The following is a 19,464-nucleotide window of genomic DNA, read 5'->3' as shown; positions in this document are numbered from 1 at the left end:
ACGCGACTATCCTTGGTGCCAAGTGCCACCGGCCCGTGGCACCAGAAACACAAGACTGTGGAAACACCATCGTCGAAGACGGAGAGGCGGCAATCATGCGCGAGAAGACCCGACTGAACTGCCCGTGCGGCGTGGCACTCAAAGGCGAGAACGAGGACGACATCGTCAAGAAGGCCCAGGAGCACCTAGCCGAAGACCATCCCGGAAAGGACTACTCGCGCAACGAGATCCTCTTCATGGCCCACTAGGGATCTTGTCGCCGCCGACCGCATCGCGCGCGGCCTTCATCAGCCGCATGCCGTGATAGACGAGCAGGGCGGCCACGGAGCCGAGTGAGATCCCGGTGAACGTGAGATCGCCGATCTGCCAGGTGAAGTCGGCGATGCCGATGATCAGCGGGATGGCTGCGGTCATTTGATTAATCGGCTGGGAGAAGTCGACGTGATTGGTAAGCCAGATCCGGACACCAAGGATGCCGACGAGCCCGTACAGCACGACCGTCGCGCCGCCCAGCACACCCGGTGGGATGGCCGAGATAATCGCGCCGACTTTCGGGCACAGCGACAGCACAATCGCGACCGCCGCCGCAACCCAGTACGCGGCGGTGGAGTAAACGCGCGTGGCCGCCATGACGCCAATGTTCTCGGCGTAGGTGGTGGTCGCGGTACCGCCGCCAGCACCGGCAATCATCGTGGCGAGGCCATCGCCGATCAGGGCGCGGCCGGTCACCGGGTCAAGATCGTGACCGGTCATCTGCGCAACCGACTTGACGTGTCCAATATTCTCCGCGACCAGCGCGATCACGGCCGGAAGGAACAGCGGCAGAACGGCCAGGTGAAACGTCGGGGTCTCGAAATCTGGCAGGCCAATCCACGGGGCAGCTGCAATCGCGGACGTATCAACATCGCCCATCGCCAATGCCAGCAGATAGCCCGCAATCACCGCAATAAAAATCGCCAGCCGGCCGATCAGGCCACGGAAGAACGCCAGGACCACCACCATCAACACCAGGGTCACGACGCCGACGACGGGCCCCTTCTCGAAGTTGTCTTTGGCGGCCGGAGCGAGGTTGAAACCGATGAGCGCCACCACGGCACCGGTGACAATCGGCGGAAGCACAACATCGATCCAGTGCGTACCGACCAAATGCACCACCGCACCGATCGCCACCAGTACCGCACCTAAGACGACGAGCCCGCCCAGCGCGCTTCCGGTGCCGTGCGATCCGACCGCCGCGAGCACCGGGGCAATCACCGCGAAGCTCGACCCCAGATAGCTGGGCACCCGATTCCCGGTGATGAGCAGGAAAACGACGGTGCCGATGCCGGAGAACAGCAGGGTTGTCGCTGGCGGGAATCCGGTCAGAACCGGGACCAGGAACGTCGCGCCGAACATCGCGACAACGTGCTGCGCGCCAATGCCGATGGTTCGCGGCCACGACAGTCGTTCATCAGGTGCAACGACGGCAGCGTCCGACGACACTGGCTTCCACGTGAGCATGGGTCGCAGGTTATCTGGTTGAGCCCCGCCCAGACGGCGCAACGCGTAGACGCCTAGCCAGAGTGGCCCGACAGCCAGTCAGCGGCGTTGGTGAAGAAGTCGGGATGACAGATCAGTTCGGCTTGGGTTTGTGGCTCGATCTCCATCAGCGTCGTCTGGATGTCGGCGTCTGCACTGAGGCGCATCGCGCGCTTGATCTGCTGTGATGCATACCCTGGAACCTCCGACCATCGCCTCGCTATCGCCAGTGCTTCGCCGAGCGCGTCGTCCGCGATCTGAGTAACCAGTCCCAGCCGCAGGGCTTCCTCACTACCGATCAATTCGCCGGTGAGCAGCATGTCGAGAGCCTTCGCCTCGCCGACGATACGGGCCAGGGTCTTGGAGACGCCGGCGTCCGGGCCGAGCGCCATCTTCGCGAAGGTGGCACCAAATCTGGCTGTCGGCGAGGCAATCCGCAGGTCGCAGCCGAGTGCCATCCCCAGGCCCCCGCCTATCGCGGGTCCGGGAACGGCCGCAATTGTCGGTTGCGGAATGCTCGCGAGCGCCACCGAGAACGCGTGTAGCTGCTGCATCCACGCGACCGTCGGCTCGACCTCGCGCGGTGCCATTTCATCGAGTCGGCTCAGGTCCATGCCGGTACAGAATGCGCCGCCAGCACCGGTCACGATCACTACGCGCACCTCGCGATCGGCGGCGAGCGTGTTCACCGCGTCTACGAGATGCGGGATGCAAGACGGGCTCATCGCATTCTTGCGATGCGGCCGGTTGAATGTCAGGACGCCGATGCCAGGCTCCGGCCAATCCACCATCACCACATCGTCGCTATTGGATTTCTCCGCATTCACCGCGCACCTCCATCACTCTCGACCGCTGTTCAGTGGCTGACCTAACCCCAAATCATACTGACTGTACGTCCGGTCACCAACGCTGGGTTAGCCCAATTTTCCGTTCAGGGCCTGAGCAAGCGGTCTACTCGACGCTAGACTGACCGTACGTTCGGTCAGTATAAGGAGTTCTCATGCCCTACGTCATTACTCAGCGGTGCTGCAACGATGCGACCTGCATCGATGAGTGCCCCGTCGACTGCATCCGGCCAACGCCGTCCGACCCGGATTTCGCCACGGCCGAGATGCTGTACATCGAACCGGACACTTGCATCGACTGCGGGGCATGTGCGGACGCTTGCCCGGTTGGTGCCATCTTCCCCACGGAGTCGCTGGCCGACTCCCTGTCGAAGTATCCGAAGATCAACGCCGACTACTTCCAATCGCACCCCTTGGTCCCCGACTCCGCACCGATCTCCAAACCGGCACGACCGTCGCACGAAGCCGGACCACTCCGGGTGGCAATTGTCGGGGCGGGTGCGGCGGCGGGCTACACCGCCGAAGACCTGCTGTCCCGCGGGAACGTCGAGATCGACATCTTCGATCGCCTACCCTCGCCGTGGGGTCTGGTCCGGTACGGAGTGGCGCCGGATCATCCGGAGACCAAAGAAATCACCGACGGCTTCACCGCTGCGCTCGCCCGCGATTCAGTGCAGTTTCACCTGAACGTCGACGTCGGACGCGATATCACGCACGCCGAACTGCTCGAGCACTATCACGCCGTGATCTACGCTGTCGGCGCGTCCGCCGACAAACGCATGGGGATCCCCGGCGAGGATCTGCCCGGAAGTCACTCCGCGACTGAGTTTGTCGCCTGGTACAACGGTCATCCCGACTACGCCGACCGCACCTTCGACCTCAGCGGCGAGCGCGCGGTGGTGATCGGCAACGGAAACGTCGCGCTCGACGTGGCCCGGATTCTGTGCAGCCCGCACGACCGTCTCGCCTCCACCGATATCGCCGACCACGCCCTGGCGGCGCTGCAGCAGAGCCGCATCAGCGAAGTGGTGATCGTCGGGCGACGCGGCGTGGCAGACGCCGCGTTCACCTCCCCCGAGTTCCTAGCACTCGGAAACCTGCCCGACGTCGACGTCATCGTCGACCCCGCCGACCTCGAGGGAGTAGCGGCCGACGCCGCGTTTCCAGCATCGCTCAAACTCGACCTCGCTCGCGAATACGCCGGTCGGACCAGGACCGAGGCATCCAAGCGCATCGTCTTTCAGTTTCTGCGATCACCCGAGCGCCTTGCGGGAGACGACCGCGTTTCAACCATCGATTTGACGCTCAACCGTCCCGCGCCGTCACCTGACGGCACGCGCATCGAGCCCACCGACAACACCGAGTCACTGTCGACCGGGCTCGTGCTGCGCGCGATCGGCTATCGCGGCCAACCCATCGCTGGCTTACCGTTCGACGATGGGGCCTGCGTTGTCCCCAACACAAACGGCCGGGTGGAACCGGGAGTTTACGTGACCGGCTGGATTAAACGCGGCGCGCAGGGCGGCATCGGCTCCAACAAGCCCGACGCGGCCGAGACCGTCGACGCCCTCCTCGCCGACTTCAACAGCGGCACCCTGCGGACGCCAACCCGGACCCGCGAGGGGATCAGCGACCTCGTGCGCGACCGGTGCCCCACCGTCATCGACAAGGCCGCCTGGCTAAAGATGGACGACGCCGAACGAGCCGCCGGGGCCCTACAGGGCAGGCCGAGGGTGAAGTCACCGCACCCGGCGCGCTGATCGCGCCACATCAACCAACCAAGCCGTATCAACCAACCAAAAGGAGGCCGGCCAGTGCATTTCGCACCGGCCGGCCTCCTTCGCGCACAATCCCCAGTTTGCCCTTTTGCTTACGCGTAGAGCTTGTCGATTGTGTCGACGTACTTGGCGTAGATCGACTTTCGACGCAGCTTGCCAGTGGGCGTCAACTCGTCTCCACCCTCGGTCCATGAGACCGGCAGGATGGCGAACTTCTTGATCTGCTCCACTCGCGAGAGCTTCCCGTTGCCGACGTCGACGGCCGCCTGCACCGCATCGCGAACGGAGTCGACTTGCGCGAGGTCAGCGAGCTCGCCGGTGAGCCCGCGGTCGACCGCGAACTCCTGCGCTGCCGTCGGCTCCAGCGTGATCAGCGCGACGTTGTACGGGCGACGATCACCGACCACGTACACCGTGCCGATCAACGGCGACTGGGGCACAATCGCGTTCTCGATATTGGTCGGCGACATGTTTTTACCGCCCGCATTGATGATGAGTTCCTTCTTGCGGTCGACGATCGTGTAGTAGCCGTCCTCGTCCACCGTCACAACATCGCCGGTGTGCACCCAGCCATCCGCATCCTTGGCTTCGGCGGTCTGGCGCGGGTCGTTGCGGTATCCCTTCATCGTGAACGGGGCTCGAATGAGCAGCTCACCGTCCGCCAGGACACGTGCCTCGTAGCCCGGCAGCAGCGTGCCGATGGTGCTTACGCGCGCCAACTCCGGCGGGGCCGCCGTCACCATACCGACCTCCGACATACCCCAAATGTCGGTGACGGGAACCTTGAGCTTTCGCATAAATGCGAACACCGCGGGCGGGCACGACGCCGCGCCGGACATGGCCCAACGAACCTGCTCGAGCCCCAACTGCACGCGGATCGCCTCGATGACCTCCGGGACATCGGCATCGAAAGCGGCGCGCAGGTCGTCGTTCGCGGCGAGCTTCGCCTCAACGCCGGCCTTGAGCTTCTCCCACACTCGCGGCACCGCCGAGAAGATGGTGGGCCGGACCTTCAGCAGCGTCGGCAGCAGCTGCGCCATGTCGTTAAGCGTGATCAGATGCACGCCGTTGATGACCCCGAAGTAGTAGGTGATGCATCGGTCGGCGGCGTGAGCTGCGGGCAGGTACGAGATCACCCGGTCGCCGTCCCGCATTTCAAACACTGAGGTCAGCGCATTCCCCATCCCGAGAACACCGCGATGGGTGTGCTCCACACCCTTCGGTGGACCGGTGGTTCCCGAGGTGTAGATCATGCAAAGTACGTCATCGGGCTGCACTGCCTTCCACACCGCTTCGAAGTCGAAGTCGTCGGCGGGGCTCAACGTATCGAGATCGCCGTCTTCGACCACCAAGATGTGTCCCACGGCCACCCCCGACTCGTGCACCTTGGCCACATACTGGCGCTCGGTCACGAGGATCGATGCGCCGGAGTGCTCGAGCAGGTACTTCACCTGATCCACCGACGAGGTGTTGTAGATGGAGAAGGTGGTGGCACCGAGGTGATTGGCGGCCATCTCAACGAGATTGAACTCGGTCCGGTTGGTCAGCAGGCAGGCGAAAACATCGCCCCGGCCGAGGCCCAACTTCGCGAGCCCGCCCGCCATTCGGCGCACTTCTGCGTTGTACTCGGCCCATGTATAGCTGTGGCTTCCGTCGAAGCTGCTCAGTGCCGCAGCGTCGGGGTTTGCAGCCACCCGAGACTGAAACGCCTCGGGAAGGGTACTGAATTCTGCCATGGGATCTCCTGGTGATGAGGACTGTCGGGTTCGGGACGCGCCGTTGATTAAATTGGCGGGGCTTCCGAGCCCGTTCTCTGCGATGTCAGTCACATCACTATCTCACTGACCGTCCGTACAGTCACTAGGTTGAAGGCTAGTTTCGGAAGCAAACCTCCTCGCTCGAAGCTGCCGTCACAACCAGCGCCCACGACAAAGCGGAGTCGGCGAGAATCACTCGCCGACTCCGCTTCACAAGGGTCTTCATCATCGATCCGAACTGGACTCGATCACCTAGCTGCCCGCCACAGCGGCCGCCTCACGCCGTGGGCTGTTCGACGTAGTCAAAGACATCGCGTACCACCGTCATGACCTCGCCGTCCGGCGACGCCAAATCGGCCAGGGCTGCCCGATCAGCAAGAAGGCCGCCGAGAATCATGTCGACGAACGTCGAGGCGATCTGGTCCGGGGTGCGGTCACCGCGGCGTTCAAACCAAACCCACATCCACTGCACCGACCCCCACACCTGCATGGTCACGATCTCCGAGTCGACCCGACGGAACACGCCGTCATCAGCGCCGCGGTCAATCTCCTGCGCGCTCATCGCCTGAAGTTCGCGGCGCAGTCGTCGTACCTGCTGCATCTCCGGGTCGTCGGCCAACTGAACCACTTCACGTTGACTGGCGAACGTGGCGTCTCTCGACACCACCTGCAAGTACACCGACGCTGCAATAATCGCCGCGATCCGCTGTTCGGGCCGCTCAAGGCGTTCCCATAGCGAGCGAACAGCCTCAAGCTGGCTCGTCATGTAGTTCTCTTCGAGCTCACGCAGCATCTGCGCCTTGGTGCCGAAGTGATGGACGATGGTCCCCTTCGACATGCCCAGTTCCTTGGCGACGTCGCCCAGATTCGCCCGCTCGTAACCCACATCGGCAACATGCCGAATAAAGGTATCGAGGATTTCCACTCGCCGACCCACCGGTCTAGCCACGCTTCATACACCGCCTTCGACGTTTGGCTGTCCGAAGAAACCCTACCCTCACCGGGTCAGCGGCTTGGCCAACCGTTCACCGTGCCCGCGAGAGAACTCGATTCGAGATCACCTCGTTCATGATCTCGGTGGCACCACCGCCGATGCTGAGCAACCGACCGTCGCGGTAGAGCCGTTCAACTTCATTCTCGCGCACATAGCCCATTCCGCCGAAGATCTGCACGGCTTCGTGCACCACGAACTCGCACGTTTGGGCGGCAGTATTCTTCGCCATCGCGACCTCGACGCTCACCGCTTCGCCGCGAACGTACCGCGCCACAACGTCGCGCACGAAAGTACGGGCAACGGTGATCTGCGTGGCCATCTCGGCAATCTTGTGCCGAATCACCTGGCGGCTCGCGAGCGGCGCGCCGAACGTCACCCGATCCTCCACCCATGGAAGAACCAAGTCGAGCGCCCGTTGAGCGGTGGCATACCCCTGAACCGCGAGGTTTAGGCGTTCACCGTCCAACCTAGTCATGAGTTGTTTGAAGGCAGTCCCCTCCGCACCGACAAGGTTCGCCGCGGGCACCCGCACATTGTCGTAGTGCAGTTCAGCGGTGTCCGAGCAACGGCAGCCCATCTTCTCCAGCCTGCGTCCGACGGAGAATCCTGGAGTGTCGGTGTCGACAATCAGCAACGACAGCCCGCTGTGTCCCGGTCCGCCGGTCCGCACCACCGTGGTCACGAAGTCCGCTCGAGTTCCGGACGTGATGTATGTCTTTGCACCATTCACCACGTAGTGATCGCCGTCGCGCACCGCCGCCGTCCCCACCCCGGCCACGTCTGATCCGGTACCGGGTTCGGTGATGGCCAGGGAGCCGATCTTGCGACCGTCCAGTGCGGGACGGACGTACTTCGCGATCTGTTCCGGATCGCCGGCCGCGGCAATGTGGGGCGCGGCGATCGTATGGGTCAGGAGTGCTCCGCACAGTCCCGGGCTACCGCCATGCCCGATCAATTCCTCGATCAGGATCGCGAGATCGATGTAGTCCCCGGCGCCGCCAGCCGCCTCGGGAAATCCCAGTTCCAACAGGCCGGACTTCGCAGCGGCCCGATGAAGTTCGATCGGCACGCTGCCGTCTTGCTCCCAGGTGTCCATGTTCGGTGCAACCTCACGCTCAGTGAAGGCTGCGACTAGCGCACGCAATGCCCGACGTTCGTCGGTCTCAAAAGGGTCAGCTGAGTTAACCACCATCAGTGCTCCCGCCCTAGCGTTCGAGTCGGACCGGAAGCGCCGTGACACCGTTGACGAAATTCGACCGCAGGCGCGACGGCGGACCGGCCACCTCGATGGTCGAGAACCGTTCGATCAGTTTGCTCAGGAGGGTCCGCCCTTCCAGCCGCGCCACGCCGGTGCCGAGGCAGAAGTGGGTTCCGAACCCAAACGAAAGGTGTGGGTTGTCCGCCCGCGTGATGTCGAACGTGTCTGGATTGGGGAAGACCTCGGGATCTCGGTTTGCCGCCGCGTACGACAGCACCACCTTTTGGCCTGCCTTCATCTGCTGGCCACCGAACTCGGTGTCCTGCACGCAGGTCCGACGGAATTGCAGGATCGGCGGGAACATCCGCAGCACCTCCTCGATTGCCGACGGAATCAGTTCGGGGTCCTGACGCAGCATGCGGAACTGGTCGGGATGCTCCGACAGCAGCATCACCGTGCCGTTGATCATGTTTCGGGTGGTTTCGTTGCCGGCAATCACCAGCAACTGAAAGAAGCGGTCCAACTCGTCGTCGGTGAGACGACGACCGTCGACCTCCGCGTTCACGACCAGGCTCCACACATCGTCGGTGGGATTGGCACGCTTGGCGTCAGTTTGCGCGCGAGCATAGGCAAACAGTTCGCGGAACGCCGACGCGTACGACCCCTTGTCGACGACCTCCGGGTCGTCGAAGCCGACCATCCGGTTGGTCCAGTCGAACAGCAGGTGTCGCTCCTCCGACGGGATCCCCAGGATGTCGGCCAGCACCAGCAGCGGCATCTCCGACGACACTGATTCCACCCAGTCCACTTCGCCACCGTCACCGAGACTGTCGACGATGGAGTCGGCGTGCGCCTCGATCGACTCGGCCATGCCGTTCACCACGCGCGGCGTGAAGGCCTTGCTGATGATCTTTCGCATCTGGGTGTGCATCGGCGGATCGATATTGAGGATTGCCTGCCGTTGGATCGCCAGTTCGGCCGCACTGACCTCTCGAACCCAGGTGCCGCCTTCGTATGAGCTGAACAGATCGGGTCGGCGGCCGGCCGCCATCACGTCAGCGTGCTTGGTCAGATACCAGAACCCGGGGCCGCCCGCGAAGTCTTTCCCCTCGGGTTCGGGAACCCACACCACGGGTGAGTCCTGGCGCAGCGCTGCGACCTCGGCATACGGGTAGCCGTCGACGTAGGTGTCGGGGCTTCCGAAGTCAGGAATGGTGAGAATCATTGGTACTCCTTAGGAATCGGTCGCGATGGCCTTGGCCCACGCGTAGTCGGCCTTGCCATTGGCGTGCCGCGCCACTTTGTCGACGCGGATAAAAGCTTTGGGAATCTTGTAGCCGGCCAGGTCGGCCCGGCATTGGTCGCGAAGGTGCTGTTCGGTCACGGCGGGGTCGTCGGCCTGATAGACGGCCACGACTTCTTGGCCCCACCGGTCACTTGGCCGTCCGACGACCACCGCGTCGCGAACCTCCGGCAGTCCGCGGACAATCTGTTCGACCTCTTCGGCGAACACTTTCTCGCCCCCGGTGTTGATGGTCGTCGACTCCCGACCGAGGAACTCGTATTCGCCGGTGGCGGTGTATCGCGCCCGATCCCCGGGGATGGAGTAGCGGCGCGAGCCGATCGTGACGAACGTGGCCGACGTCTTCTCGGGGTCGCCGAGGTAGCCGACCGGGATGGGTCCGCCCTGGGCTAGCCATCCGGTCTCGTCGCTGCCTTCGTCGAGCACACGCGTGCGGGTCTCGTCGATCAGGGCCGTGTTGCCGCGTGCGGTGAACCCTGCTGACGCGGTTCCGGATCCGGCTGCGGGGGCTGCGCGCTTAGCATGCAAGCCGGTCTCCGACGAGCCAAGCATGTCGCTGATCCGAACGCCCGGAATCAGCTCGGCGAGCTGGCTTTTCGTCGCTTCACCGAGTGCCGCCCCGCTGCTGACGATCAGTTTCAGGGCGGGCAAAGCCCGGGGGTTTGCGACCAGTTCCGACACCAACGGTGCGCCGAAGGCATCGCCGACAATCGACAGGGTGGTGACGTGGTGCTCGGCGCAGGTGTCGAGAACGGTGGGTGCGTCAAATCGTTCCGGTGAGGGTTGGATAACGACGGTCGCACCCGACAGCCATCCACCGAGGGCAATCCCGGCACCCGCCCCGTGCATCAGCGGCGGCGCGGGCAGCACCCGGCCTCGCTTGGTCAGGGCACGCTCGGCCGCTTGGTCCAGGTCAGCGACATTCCGCACACCGAGCGGCCCGGCGATAAGGTCGCCGATCCGCCAGATCACCCCCTTCGGCATGCCGGTGGTGCCGCCGGTGTACAGAATGTGGCGGTCATCCGGCGACGACGCGGGCTCCCCGGCCTCCGGGTCGACGCCCGCCAACGCGTCCTCGTAGGCGATCGCCCCGTCGACGAGCGGCGCGCCGCTGCCGTCGTCCACCTGGATCAGTACCGGTTGTTGCTCAAGCTGGTCCAGCGCATCGATCAGCGTCGGCGCGAAGTGTCCACCGAAGAGCACGGCAGATGCACCCGAATCACGCAACAGGTAGGCGAGCTCGGAGGCGGTGTACCGGTAGTTGATGTTGAACGGTGCCACCGACGCCTTGTGCGCGCCCAGGATGCCCTCGAGGTATTCGGCGCTGTTGTACAGGTAGATACCCAAGTGGTCTTGGCCCGTCTCCCACGGATCGACGGAGTCGCGTCGCCCACCGAGACCGTGAGCCCTCAGCACCGCCGCAAAACGCCGGGTCCGATCGGTGGTCTCGCGCCAGGTGAAGACGCGATCGCCGTCGATGACGCACGGTTCATCGGCAAGCCGGTCGGCGATCGCCTCGTGGAAGGTCGCAATGTCGAACTCGGTCATGCTTACACTCCGCTCTCGGTATGCCAGACGGGATAGCTCTCGCCGTCGACGGGATGGACAAATTGCAGGTGCAGGACTGCTCCCGCTTCCGGGCGGCCGCTGATGCTCGCGTACATCCACGGGCCCTCGGCTAGCTCGACGACGCCGACCATGTACGGCACCGCGCCGGCGTATGCCGCATTGGGCGGCTTGTGCACCGTGGTCCAGGTGACCAACGTTGCCTCGCCTGATCCCGGCACCCATGACAGGTCCGAGGCACCGCACTGCGGGCACAGCGTCGCTTCGGGAGCGGCCGCCGCAGCGCAGCGGTCACAGCGCTTGATCATCAGTTCCTCGCGCGCGGCGGCGTCGAAGAACACCTCGCTCTTCCCGTCGCGTCGCATCGAGGGCATCGCATCGGTCGTGGTCATCGGCCTTCTCCGCTCAGAATCAACGTGGCATGGTGTTCCAGAACTCCGCCGCTGCCGCTGACCATCACCACGTCGGTGTTGTCGACCTGACGTGACCCCGCGTGCTCGCGGGCCTGCATCACGGCTTCGACAATCGGAGTAAATCCGGTCAGGTAATAGCTCGAAAGCTGTCCACCGCCGGTGTTGCACGGCAGCGCTCCCCCCGGTGCCAGTGCGCCAGATTCGACGAATGCCCCGCCTTCGCCCTTCGCGCAGAAGCCGTAGTCCTCGAGCGTCACCAGCACCGTGAACGTGTAGCTGTCGTACAGCTCAAGCAGGGTGACGTCGGAGACGGTTGCTCCGGCCATCTGCAACGCAGCGGGACCGGCCACCGCCGCTCCGGTTCGCAACCCAAAGCCCGACGCCGGGTCGAGGACCTGTCCCGGATGCGCCTGCGCCCATCCGAGGATGTCTACCGGCGGACGCGCCAGGTCGCGCGCCCGCTCGACCGAAGTCACCACGACTGCGGCACCGCCGTTCGAGACGAGGCAGCAATCCAGTAGATGCAGCGGGTCTGCGATCAGCGGTGACGACTGATGATCGTCGATGGTGATGGGAGCGGTGAACTGCGCGTCTGGGTTATGCGCCGCCCACGCCCGCTGCCCTACCGCGATGCATCCGAGTTGGGCGCTGGTGGTGCCGTAAGTCTCGAAGTGTCGGCGGGCGGCCATGGCGTAGAACAGATTCGGGGTAATGGCCCCGATCCCGACGTGGTACGACGCGAAACCCTGAGGCACCTGCCGCTGCTTTCCGAAGGCGTCGCGGGCCGATCCCTTTTCGCGCAGCGGTGCGTCCGCAAAAACGCACACCACGGTGGTCGCCTCGCCGGAGGCAATCGCTTGGGCGGCCGCCGACACCATCACCGCGGGGCTAGCGCCGAGCGCATGGATTTCGGAGAGCAGCCGCAGATCGCGGAGCCCGAGGACTTTCTGCAGGGACAGTTTCGGCGACCCCTTGGTTCCGGGGCTCATGAGTAGGCCGTCGACGTCTGCCACGGTCAGGCCCGCGTCGGCCACGGCCAGGCGTACCGCTTCAGCGGCGAAGTCGGTGGCGCTGCGCCCGTACACTTTGCCGACGTCGGTGAGTCCGAGACCGGCGATCGCGGCTTTCGCGTGCGCGCTCATCGGCTTTCCCAACGTGGAGACCGTTTGGCCGCGAATGCCCGCGGACCTTCTTTGGCGTCGGCGGTGCGCATGATCTTCGACGCGGCGCGGCCACTGACCCGCCACGCTTGCTCGTCCCAATCCGACAGCGCCGCGCTCTCGTATGTCACTCGCTTGCTTGCTTGTACGGCCAGCGGCGCGTTGGCCGCGATCATCGTGGCGAGTTCGCGCGCCGCATCAAGGACCTGCTCTGCGGGAACCACCCGGTTCACCAGCCCCCAGCGGAGCGCCTCCTCCGCCGAGATGGGGGTACCGGTCATGACGGCTTCGAGCGCGATCGACAGCGGCATGCGGCGGGCAATGCGGAGCAGTCCGCCGCCGGCCGCGATGATGCCGCGTCGAACCTCGGGCAGGCCGAGTAGCGCATTTTCGCTCATCACCGCGAGGTCGCAGGCCAGGACAAACTCCGTGCCGCCACCGAGGGCGTAGCCGTTGACGGCCGCGATCAGCGGCTTGTCGATGAGTTGCTGCATGATTCCGCCGAACCCGCGTTCACGCTGATCGGGGCCGAGTAGTGATCGGCCGGCGGCGACCTCTTTGAGGTCTGCTCCGGCGCAGAAGTCCCCACCCGCGCCGGTCAGGATGCCAACACGCAGTTCCGGGTCGGCGAGGAATTCGTCCACGGCGCCCTGGAGTGCGATCGACATCGCGGCATTAACCGCGTTCTTCACTTCGGGCCGGTTCATCGTGATGATCGCGATGTGACCCTCTTTACGGAGGTAGGCCGGCCGCTCGTCGAGCACGCCCGCCGTTTCCGATTCCGTCATGTTCGCCCCCGCTTCCGCCGTGTCGACGCTTGGATTTGCCATACTTCGCATCCTATGACCGTACGGACGGTCAGTCAACCATTTGAGGACCATTGACTCACCCAAGGTTCATGCGGTTTAGTTACTGACCGTACGTTCGGTCACTTACCTATTAGGGTTCCACCCAACAGCGTTCGGTGACTCGTCCAACGAAGGGGCAGACATGGTTACCACGCAGGCTGCAGTACTACGCGCTGCCGATGGTCCGTTTCAGATCGAGACGGTCGAGGTGAACGAACCGACCGCCGGAGAGGTCGTCGTCCAGATTGCGGGTGTCGGCATTTGCCACACCGACTTTCTGCCCCGCACCCCCGTGGCCAAGCCGCCGATCGTCGTCGGACATGAGGGTGCTGGCACCATCGTCGCCGTCGGTCCCGGCGTCACCAATAGGGCCGTCGGCGATCGCGTGATCTTGAGTTTCGACCACTGCGGGCAGTGCCGGAACTGCGGCGACGGCCAGCCCGGCTACTGCCGAGAGTTCTGGCCGCGCAACATGTCTGGGTACCGTGCGGGCCGATCTACGACGATCCGCGACGAGAACGGCGAAGCGGTCATGGGCCAGTGGTTCGGGCAGTCGTCGTTCGCCGAGTACGCCGTTGTGAAGGCAACCAACACGGTGCCGGTAGACCCCTCGCTACCGATCGAACTGCTCGGCCCACTCTCGTGTGGCGTCATGACCGGTGCCGGCTCGGTTTTCACTTCGCTCGACGTACGCCCGGGCAACAGCCTCGCGGTTTTCGGAACCGGGACGGTGGGCCTATCGGCCATCATGGCCGCCCGGGTGGCCGGGGCTACCCGAATCGTCGCCGTCGACCGAAACCCCGATCGGCTCGCTCTGGCGCAAAAGTTCGGTGCCACCGACACCGTCGTCTCCGACTCCGGCGATCTCACCAGTGCCATCAAAGCGCTGGCCCCCGACGGACTCGACTTCTCCCTCGACACCACCGGCGTGCCAGAAGTCATCACGGCGGCGATCGATGCACTGCGGATGCGTGGCGTCTGCGGATGCGTCGGCGTACAACTTAAACCGCTTGTGCTGCAGCCGAACCAACTCGCCTTGGGGCGCACCGTCAAGGGGATCCTGGTCGGCGACGCCTCCCCGCACCAACTGATTCCGCGGCTCATTGAACTGTGGCAGGCCGGACGCTTCCCGTTCGACGACCTCATCGAGACGTTCCCGCTCAGCGCCATCGATGCCGCAGAGCAGGCGATGAACTCCGGGCGAGTGATCAAACCCGTACTCATCCCCAAACCTGCGTCGTCCACCCCGGGCACACCCAAATTCACTAAGGACCAGCAATGAGCACCGCTTCACCAACTCCCGTCTCCACTTCTCCGCTGACCTACCCCGACCTGTTTATCGGGGGCGAATGGATCGCGCCGACCACCGACGCACGGATCACCGTGTCGTCTGCCAGCACCGAACTGCCGTTGGGCACGGTCCCGGCAGCAACCGAGGCCGACGTCGACCGGGCAGTCGCGGCCGCCCGGCGCGCCTTCGACGACCCGCAGGGCTGGTCCCAGTGGGAGCCGTCACGCCGCGCCGCCGCCCTCGATCGTTTCGCTGACGAACTCAGCGCGCGCAAGTCGGAGACTGCCGTGCGAGTCAGCGCCCAAAACGGAATGCCGATTCGGTTCAGTTCCGCCGTCGAAGGCACCGTGCCGAGTACTGTGCTGCGCTACTACGCGGACCTCGTGCGTGCCGATCCTGGGCCGGAAAACCGCACGTCGCAGGTCTTTGGCAGCACCGAAGTCCAGCGAAATCCAGTCGGGGTGGTTGGCGCCATCATCCCGTGGAACTTCCCGCAGACCCTCGCCTTCTTCAAGCTCGCCCCCGCCCTGGCCGCGGGGTGCACCGTGGTGATGAAACCGTCGTCGGAGACCGTCCTCGACGCGATGGTCGTTGCCGAAGCCGCAATCGCGGCGGGGTTACCGTCCGGAGTGTTGAACATCGTTCCCGGATCGGGTCGAGTCGCAGGCGCCCACCTGGTGGCTCACCCCGACGTCGACAAAATCGCGTTCACCGGTTCTACCGATGCAGGTCGCGGGATCGCCGAGACCTGCGGCCGACTACTGAAACCGGTCACCCTCGAACTGGGCGGCAAGTCGGCGGCCATCGTGCTCGACGACGCCGATCTGCCGAGCACCTTGAAATCAATGTTCGCCGTGAGCCTGATGAACCAAGGCCAAAGCTGCTACATCTGCACTCGAATCCTGGTCTCACGTCCGCGTTACCACGAGTTCGTCGACGGTCTCACCGAGATGGCTCGAAGCCTCACCATCGGCGACCCGCTCGACAAATCGACCATCATTGGCCCGGTTGCCACCGCGCGCCAGCGCGAGATCGTCGAGAACTACATCGCGCAGGGGGTAGCGGCCGGAGCGCGCATCACCACCGGCGGCGGCAGGCCCGCCGACTTCGACCGCGGCCACTATGTGGAACCAACCGTATTTGCCGACGTCGACAACAGCTTCACCATCGCGCGCGAGGAGATCTTCGGTCCGGTGCTCTCGGTAATCCCGTTCGACGATGAGGACGACGCGGTCCGGATCGCCAACGACTCCAACTATGGTCTCGGCGGCACCGTGTGGACCACGGACCTCGACCGCGGCCGGTCGGTGGCCGCCCGCGTCGACACCGGCAGTATCGGCGTCAACTGCTACACGATGGATCACGGCAGCCCGTTCGGCGGCGTTAAGGACAGTGGTCTCGGCCGTGAACTCGGGCCCGAAGGACTGCTCGCCTACCAGCAGTACAAGTCGGTCTACCTTCCCTGACCGGGCGTGGCTCAGGTAGCGAACTACTGCCCCGTTTGTCTATCGGCCATCCACAACCACACCCCGGTGCAGCGCGACGAGCCGATCCGCCCAATCGTCGGCGATCATGCCGGTCCGCCCGTATTCGGCGAGCAGGGCACCGACGATCGAATCGACCATCGTCTCGATGTCTCCGTGCAGGCGGAGTGAACCGTCGTCGATCCCAGCCGCGAGTTCTTCGGCCAAGGCTCGACGATGCACCTGCAAAACGGTTCGGAAAGTGGCCGAAAATGCCGGGTCGGCATTCGAGAGCAGCGCCGCGAAACCGCCGAAACCGATCCCCTCGAGGATCATCGCCGAGGCATGCTCCACTACCCACCGGAGTCGTCCCTCGCCGGAGATGTCGTGCTCCTCGGGGCCGGGCGGATCGGCGAGTTCTTTCAGCGCATCGGCCAGCATCTCGTGCCGATCGGAGAATCGCCGATACACGGTGGTCCGCGCGACGCCCGCATTCGCGGCAACCCGCTCGATCGTGACCGCCGACGGCCCCTTGGTCCTCAGGAGCTCACGCGCAGCATCGGCAATCTTCGCCGAGCCAGCGGAGCGCGGTGTCGCCATTGGAACCCCCACCGTCGAGTGATCAGAAACATACGATTCGACGCTACACCAACTGTATCGCTACGCTACATGTAGCGTTTCAACCGGAGCGTCTGACATTCTTTCACCCAGGAGGCCTCCACATGTCTTCGACCCAACGCGACGCGAAGGTCATCCCGCTATTCATCGGCTACGTGCTGATGCTGGCGCAGTTCATCTTGCTCTGCCTGTTCCTCATGAGCCTGGCCTTCGACATGTCCACCTCCATGAAGGTGGGAACTGCCATCGCCTGGGCCGTTCTCCTCGTCGCATCGCTCATCGCCATGGCAAACCAGGCAACGGTGAACCGCCGCCTCGAAGCCAAAGGCGCATACCCAAGCCCGCACCTACTGGTGCCAACCGAGCGACCAGCCCGCGTCTCGGAGTACATGAACCTGTACCGCAACGACAACCCCGCTCGCGAACTCATCGACAAGTAGGTACGCGGAGGCGCGATTGGTCGGATTGAGGTAACCTTCGTTACTGACGGGTAATTTAGTGACGGGTTCGCTACCTTTACCCCGATATTCCCGAAGCTTCGGGCCGCCGCAAACTTGACGACCCAAAGTCCCGAGAACGCCTGGCGCGCTCCGATGCCTGATTTCCCGGAGCAGCCCATGTCAACCGTGCAGCCACCGAGCACCGCGCAACCACTGCCAAAGATGCAAAGGTCGCGGCTCGTCCGCTTGATCATTGCCCTTCTGGTCACCATCCCCCTGGTCCTAGCGGCCGTCTATATGTGGGTTCTGTGGGATCCGACCAAGAAGGTCGACCAGATGCCCGTCGCGATCGTCAACAGCGACACCGGCTTCGTCAAAGACGGCGAGAAGATTGAAGCGGGCGATAGCGTCACCGCGAGCTTGATGAAGTCGAAGCCGCTCGGCTTCGAGATCGTCAGCCCGCAGAAGGCCTCCCAGGGCTTGCGCGACGGCAGCTTCTATTTTGTCCTCCAAATCCCGGAGAACTTCAGCGAAACGCTCGGCACTATCGCGACCGTCGCTGATGCACCCGCACTGATCACGGTCACGTTCAACGACTACAACACGTTGAAGGCTTCCCAGATCGGTGGCGCCGCAATGGAGAAGATCCAGCAGTCGGTCCTCAAGGGTGTCGCAACCACCACGGTTGGCGGGCTCGTAGACGGCGTGCAGTCGCTCGGCGACGGTCTCCGGACTGCGGCAGACGGATCGGTTCAGCTCTCTGACGGAACCAAGACCCTGTCCGACGGCATCAACAACGAACTGCAGCCGGGTGCAGCCGCGGCCGCGGCCGGCGGAGCCAAGCTCGCCGCTGGCGCAGGCACGCTGTCCGCAGGTCTCGTGACCCTGCAGGCTGGAACTGACAAGCTCGGCGACGGCGCAACCCAGATCGCCGACGGCATCGAACGCCTTGCTGGCAACATCCCGCTCGCCGAGGTTGAGGCGCTCCTCAAGCAGGCGCAGGCCGCAGTCCCGAACTCTGCACAGTTGTCGAAGGTCACCGAACTGATCGAAGGCCTCAAGGCGCTGCAGGCCGGTAGCCGCCAGGTCGCGAACGAACTCACCGATCCGAACGCTCAGTACCGCGGTGGCGTCAACAAGCTCGTCGACGGTGGAGCACAGTTGGCCTCCGGCTCGGCTGAACTCTCCGCTGGTCTGACGAAGCTCGAGGCCGGTGTCGCGAAGGTCGGCGACGGCGCCAACAAGCTCAACGCCGGTGCCACCAAGCTCAGCACCGGATTGGTCGCGGGCTCGGAGAAGGCACCCGACTTCGGCGACGAAGCTGCCCGCGTTTCGCTGGCCCAGCTGATCTCGACGCCGGTCGCCAAGGAAACAAAGCACATTGCCCAGGCACAGTTCTTCGGTCCGGGCGGCGCGACGATCATCCTGATCATCGCGACGATGCTAATCCCGATCATCGCGTTCATGAGCTTCCGCGGATGGCGCTTCGTTAACGAGGACGAGACGCCCCGCAACTTCCGCGCCACAGCCCGCCGAGGCCTGCTCGTTAGCGCGATCAGCTTGGCTGGTGTTTTGGTTGTCGGCATCGGTGCGTGGTTGGCACTGAGCCCGGCGCCCGATCCGGTGCACCTGTGGCAAGTGATCCTAATTTCCATCGCGGCGACGCTAATGAACGTGGCTCTGATCTCAGTGCTGTTTACCCTGTTCGGCTATGTGGTTGGAGCCTTGAGTTCATTGTCGTGGATGATGCTGCAACTGTTCTCGTACGGCGGTATCTGGATGGTCCAAACCGTCCCGGCGCCGTTCCAGTGGCTGCATTGGATCTCCCCGATGACGCTGGTCCAGCACGGATACATCGCAGCCTTCAACGGCGTGTCCGGCTTCTGGCCGACCTTCGTGAGCTTGCTGTTGATCGCCGTAGTTGGTGCCGTCGCAACCTTCGCGGCAACCCGCTACCAGCGGCGGAAGTTCGTGGAGTCAACCGACGGTCAGACCACCGACGACAGCCCGACGCAGGTCTTGGCCCCGGCCTAGCACTCTTGCCTCACAGCTGCGCCCCGTCTCCAACTCGGAGACGGGGCGCAGTTGCGTTTGCGGCAAGCGTCACCCGGATGGGCGCACGACGAATCCCCCGACCGGCCGGGGTGTCCGGCTGGTCGGGCGGGTTACGCCCCCAACAGGCGCTCGAGGTGGGCCTCGAGCCGAGAATCCTCCGGAGCCGGCGGCCCGTGCGGGCCGTTCACCGGCAACAACTCCGCGTGGTGGGTCGGGT

General features: G+C 64.3%; 17 protein-coding genes. 6 read left to right on the top strand and 11 right to left on the bottom strand.

Translation table 11 applies throughout. From position 1 onward, the window contains the following. The first annotated feature begins 95 nt into the window (after window positions 1-95). Window positions 96-248 (top strand): DUF1059 domain-containing protein, encoded by a 153-nt coding sequence (locus tag WBA38_RS09510; protein ID WP_424294513.1) that lies wholly within the window; start codon window positions 96-98, stop codon window positions 246-248. Here WBA38_RS09510 and WBA38_RS09505 read toward each other — a convergent pair. Then, window positions 235-1,500 (bottom strand): uracil-xanthine permease family protein, encoded by a 1,266-nt coding sequence (locus WBA38_RS09505; protein WP_424294512.1) that lies wholly within the window; start codon window positions 1,498-1,500, stop codon window positions 235-237. The two genes, WBA38_RS09510 and WBA38_RS09505, sit on opposite strands and share 14 nt — an antisense overlap. A gap of 53 nt (window positions 1,501-1,553) precedes the next feature. Further along, window positions 1,554-2,345: an enoyl-CoA hydratase/isomerase family protein gene (locus tag WBA38_RS09500; protein ID WP_424322565.1), complete on the bottom strand. Its 792-nt coding sequence runs from the start codon at window positions 2,343-2,345 to the stop codon at window positions 1,554-1,556. A 173-nt stretch (window positions 2,346-2,518) separates the two neighbouring features. On the opposite strand from WBA38_RS09500, the gene WBA38_RS09495 reads away from it, so the two are divergent. Then, entirely contained in the window at window positions 2,519-4,123 is a 1,605-nt protein-coding gene (locus WBA38_RS09495) for an FAD-dependent oxidoreductase (protein WP_424322564.1), read from the top strand. Between the two features lie 110 nt (window positions 4,124-4,233). Here the strand turns inward: WBA38_RS09495 and WBA38_RS09490 are convergent, their stop codons facing one another. The 8 genes from WBA38_RS09490 to WBA38_RS09455 all read right to left on the bottom strand — a co-directional run bounded on the left by WBA38_RS09490 (window position 4,234) and on the right by WBA38_RS09455 (window position 13,320). Further along, entirely contained in the window at window positions 4,234-5,877 is a 1,644-nt protein-coding gene (locus WBA38_RS09490; protein ID WP_424322563.1) for an AMP-binding protein, read from the bottom strand. A gap of 298 nt (window positions 5,878-6,175) precedes the next feature. Further along, a complete protein-coding gene (locus WBA38_RS09485; RefSeq protein ID WP_424322562.1) occupies window positions 6,176-6,847 on the bottom strand; it encodes a TetR family transcriptional regulator in 672 nt (223 codons plus the stop codon). A gap of 76 nt (window positions 6,848-6,923) precedes the next feature. Beyond that, a complete protein-coding gene (locus WBA38_RS09480) occupies window positions 6,924-8,084 on the bottom strand; it encodes an acyl-CoA dehydrogenase family protein (protein WP_424322561.1) in 1,161 nt (386 codons plus the stop codon). A 13-nt stretch (window positions 8,085-8,097) separates the two neighbouring features. Beyond that, window positions 8,098-9,315 carry a cytochrome P450 gene (locus WBA38_RS09475; RefSeq protein ID WP_424322560.1) on the bottom strand — a complete coding sequence of 406 codons (1,218 nt, stop codon included), beginning with the start codon at window positions 9,313-9,315 and terminating at the stop codon, window positions 8,098-8,100. 9 nt (window positions 9,316-9,324) lie between these two features. Then, window positions 9,325-10,941, bottom strand: coding sequence for an AMP-binding protein (locus tag WBA38_RS09470; protein ID WP_424322559.1), 1,617 nt, complete (start codon window positions 10,939-10,941; stop codon window positions 9,325-9,327). Window positions 10,942-10,943: 2 nt separating this feature from the next. Further along, window positions 10,944-11,351 carry a Zn-ribbon domain-containing OB-fold protein gene (locus tag WBA38_RS09465; protein WP_424322558.1) on the bottom strand — a complete coding sequence of 136 codons (408 nt, stop codon included), beginning with the start codon at window positions 11,349-11,351 and terminating at the stop codon, window positions 10,944-10,946. Further along, window positions 11,348-12,514 carry a thiolase family protein gene (locus WBA38_RS09460; RefSeq protein WP_424322557.1) on the bottom strand — a complete coding sequence of 389 codons (1,167 nt, stop codon included), beginning with the start codon at window positions 12,512-12,514 and terminating at the stop codon, window positions 11,348-11,350. The genes WBA38_RS09465 and WBA38_RS09460 overlap by 4 nt, the downstream gene beginning before the upstream one ends. Next, a complete protein-coding gene (locus tag WBA38_RS09455) occupies window positions 12,511-13,320 on the bottom strand; it encodes a crotonase/enoyl-CoA hydratase family protein (RefSeq protein ID WP_424322569.1) in 810 nt (269 codons plus the stop codon). Before WBA38_RS09455 ends, WBA38_RS09460 begins: the two co-directional genes overlap by 4 nt. A gap of 202 nt (window positions 13,321-13,522) precedes the next feature. Here WBA38_RS09455 and WBA38_RS09450 point away from each other — a divergent pair, with 202 nt between their 5' ends. Both WBA38_RS09450 and WBA38_RS09445 read left to right on the top strand, forming a co-directional pair. Then, the gene (locus WBA38_RS09450) at window positions 13,523-14,662 is read left to right on the top strand and encodes an NAD(P)-dependent alcohol dehydrogenase (RefSeq protein WP_424294146.1); all 1,140 of its coding nucleotides are present in this window, start codon (window positions 13,523-13,525) and stop codon (window positions 14,660-14,662) included. Beyond that, the gene (locus tag WBA38_RS09445) at window positions 14,659-16,137 is read left to right on the top strand and encodes an aldehyde dehydrogenase (protein ID WP_424322556.1); all 1,479 of its coding nucleotides are present in this window, start codon (window positions 14,659-14,661) and stop codon (window positions 16,135-16,137) included. Before WBA38_RS09450 ends, WBA38_RS09445 begins: the two co-directional genes overlap by 4 nt. A 39-nt stretch (window positions 16,138-16,176) precedes the next feature. Here the strand turns inward: WBA38_RS09445 and WBA38_RS09440 are convergent, their stop codons facing one another. Next, window positions 16,177-16,734, bottom strand: a complete 558-nt coding sequence (locus WBA38_RS09440) for a TetR/AcrR family transcriptional regulator (protein WP_424322555.1) — start codon at window positions 16,732-16,734, stop codon at window positions 16,177-16,179. Window positions 16,735-16,856: 122 nt separating this feature from the next. On the opposite strand from WBA38_RS09440, the gene WBA38_RS09435 reads away from it, so the two are divergent. Beyond that, complete coding sequence (locus WBA38_RS09435) at window positions 16,857-17,192, top strand: hypothetical protein (RefSeq protein WP_424294510.1); 336 nt, start codon at window positions 16,857-16,859, stop codon at window positions 17,190-17,192. A 177-nt stretch (window positions 17,193-17,369) separates the two neighbouring features. Next, window positions 17,370-19,226, top strand: coding sequence for a YhgE/Pip family protein (locus WBA38_RS09430; RefSeq protein ID WP_424294509.1), 1,857 nt, complete (start codon window positions 17,370-17,372; stop codon window positions 19,224-19,226). Window positions 19,227-19,464 lie beyond the last annotated feature (238 nt).

Origin of the sequence: Gordonia sp. (in: high G+C Gram-positive bacteria) (genome assembly GCF_049647785.1) — a bacterium.
Taxonomy (GTDB): domain Bacteria; phylum Actinomycetota; class Actinomycetes; order Mycobacteriales; family Mycobacteriaceae; genus Gordonia.
Note: the sequence above shows the minus strand (reverse complement) of the source record. Positions and strands in the feature narration are given on the sequence as shown.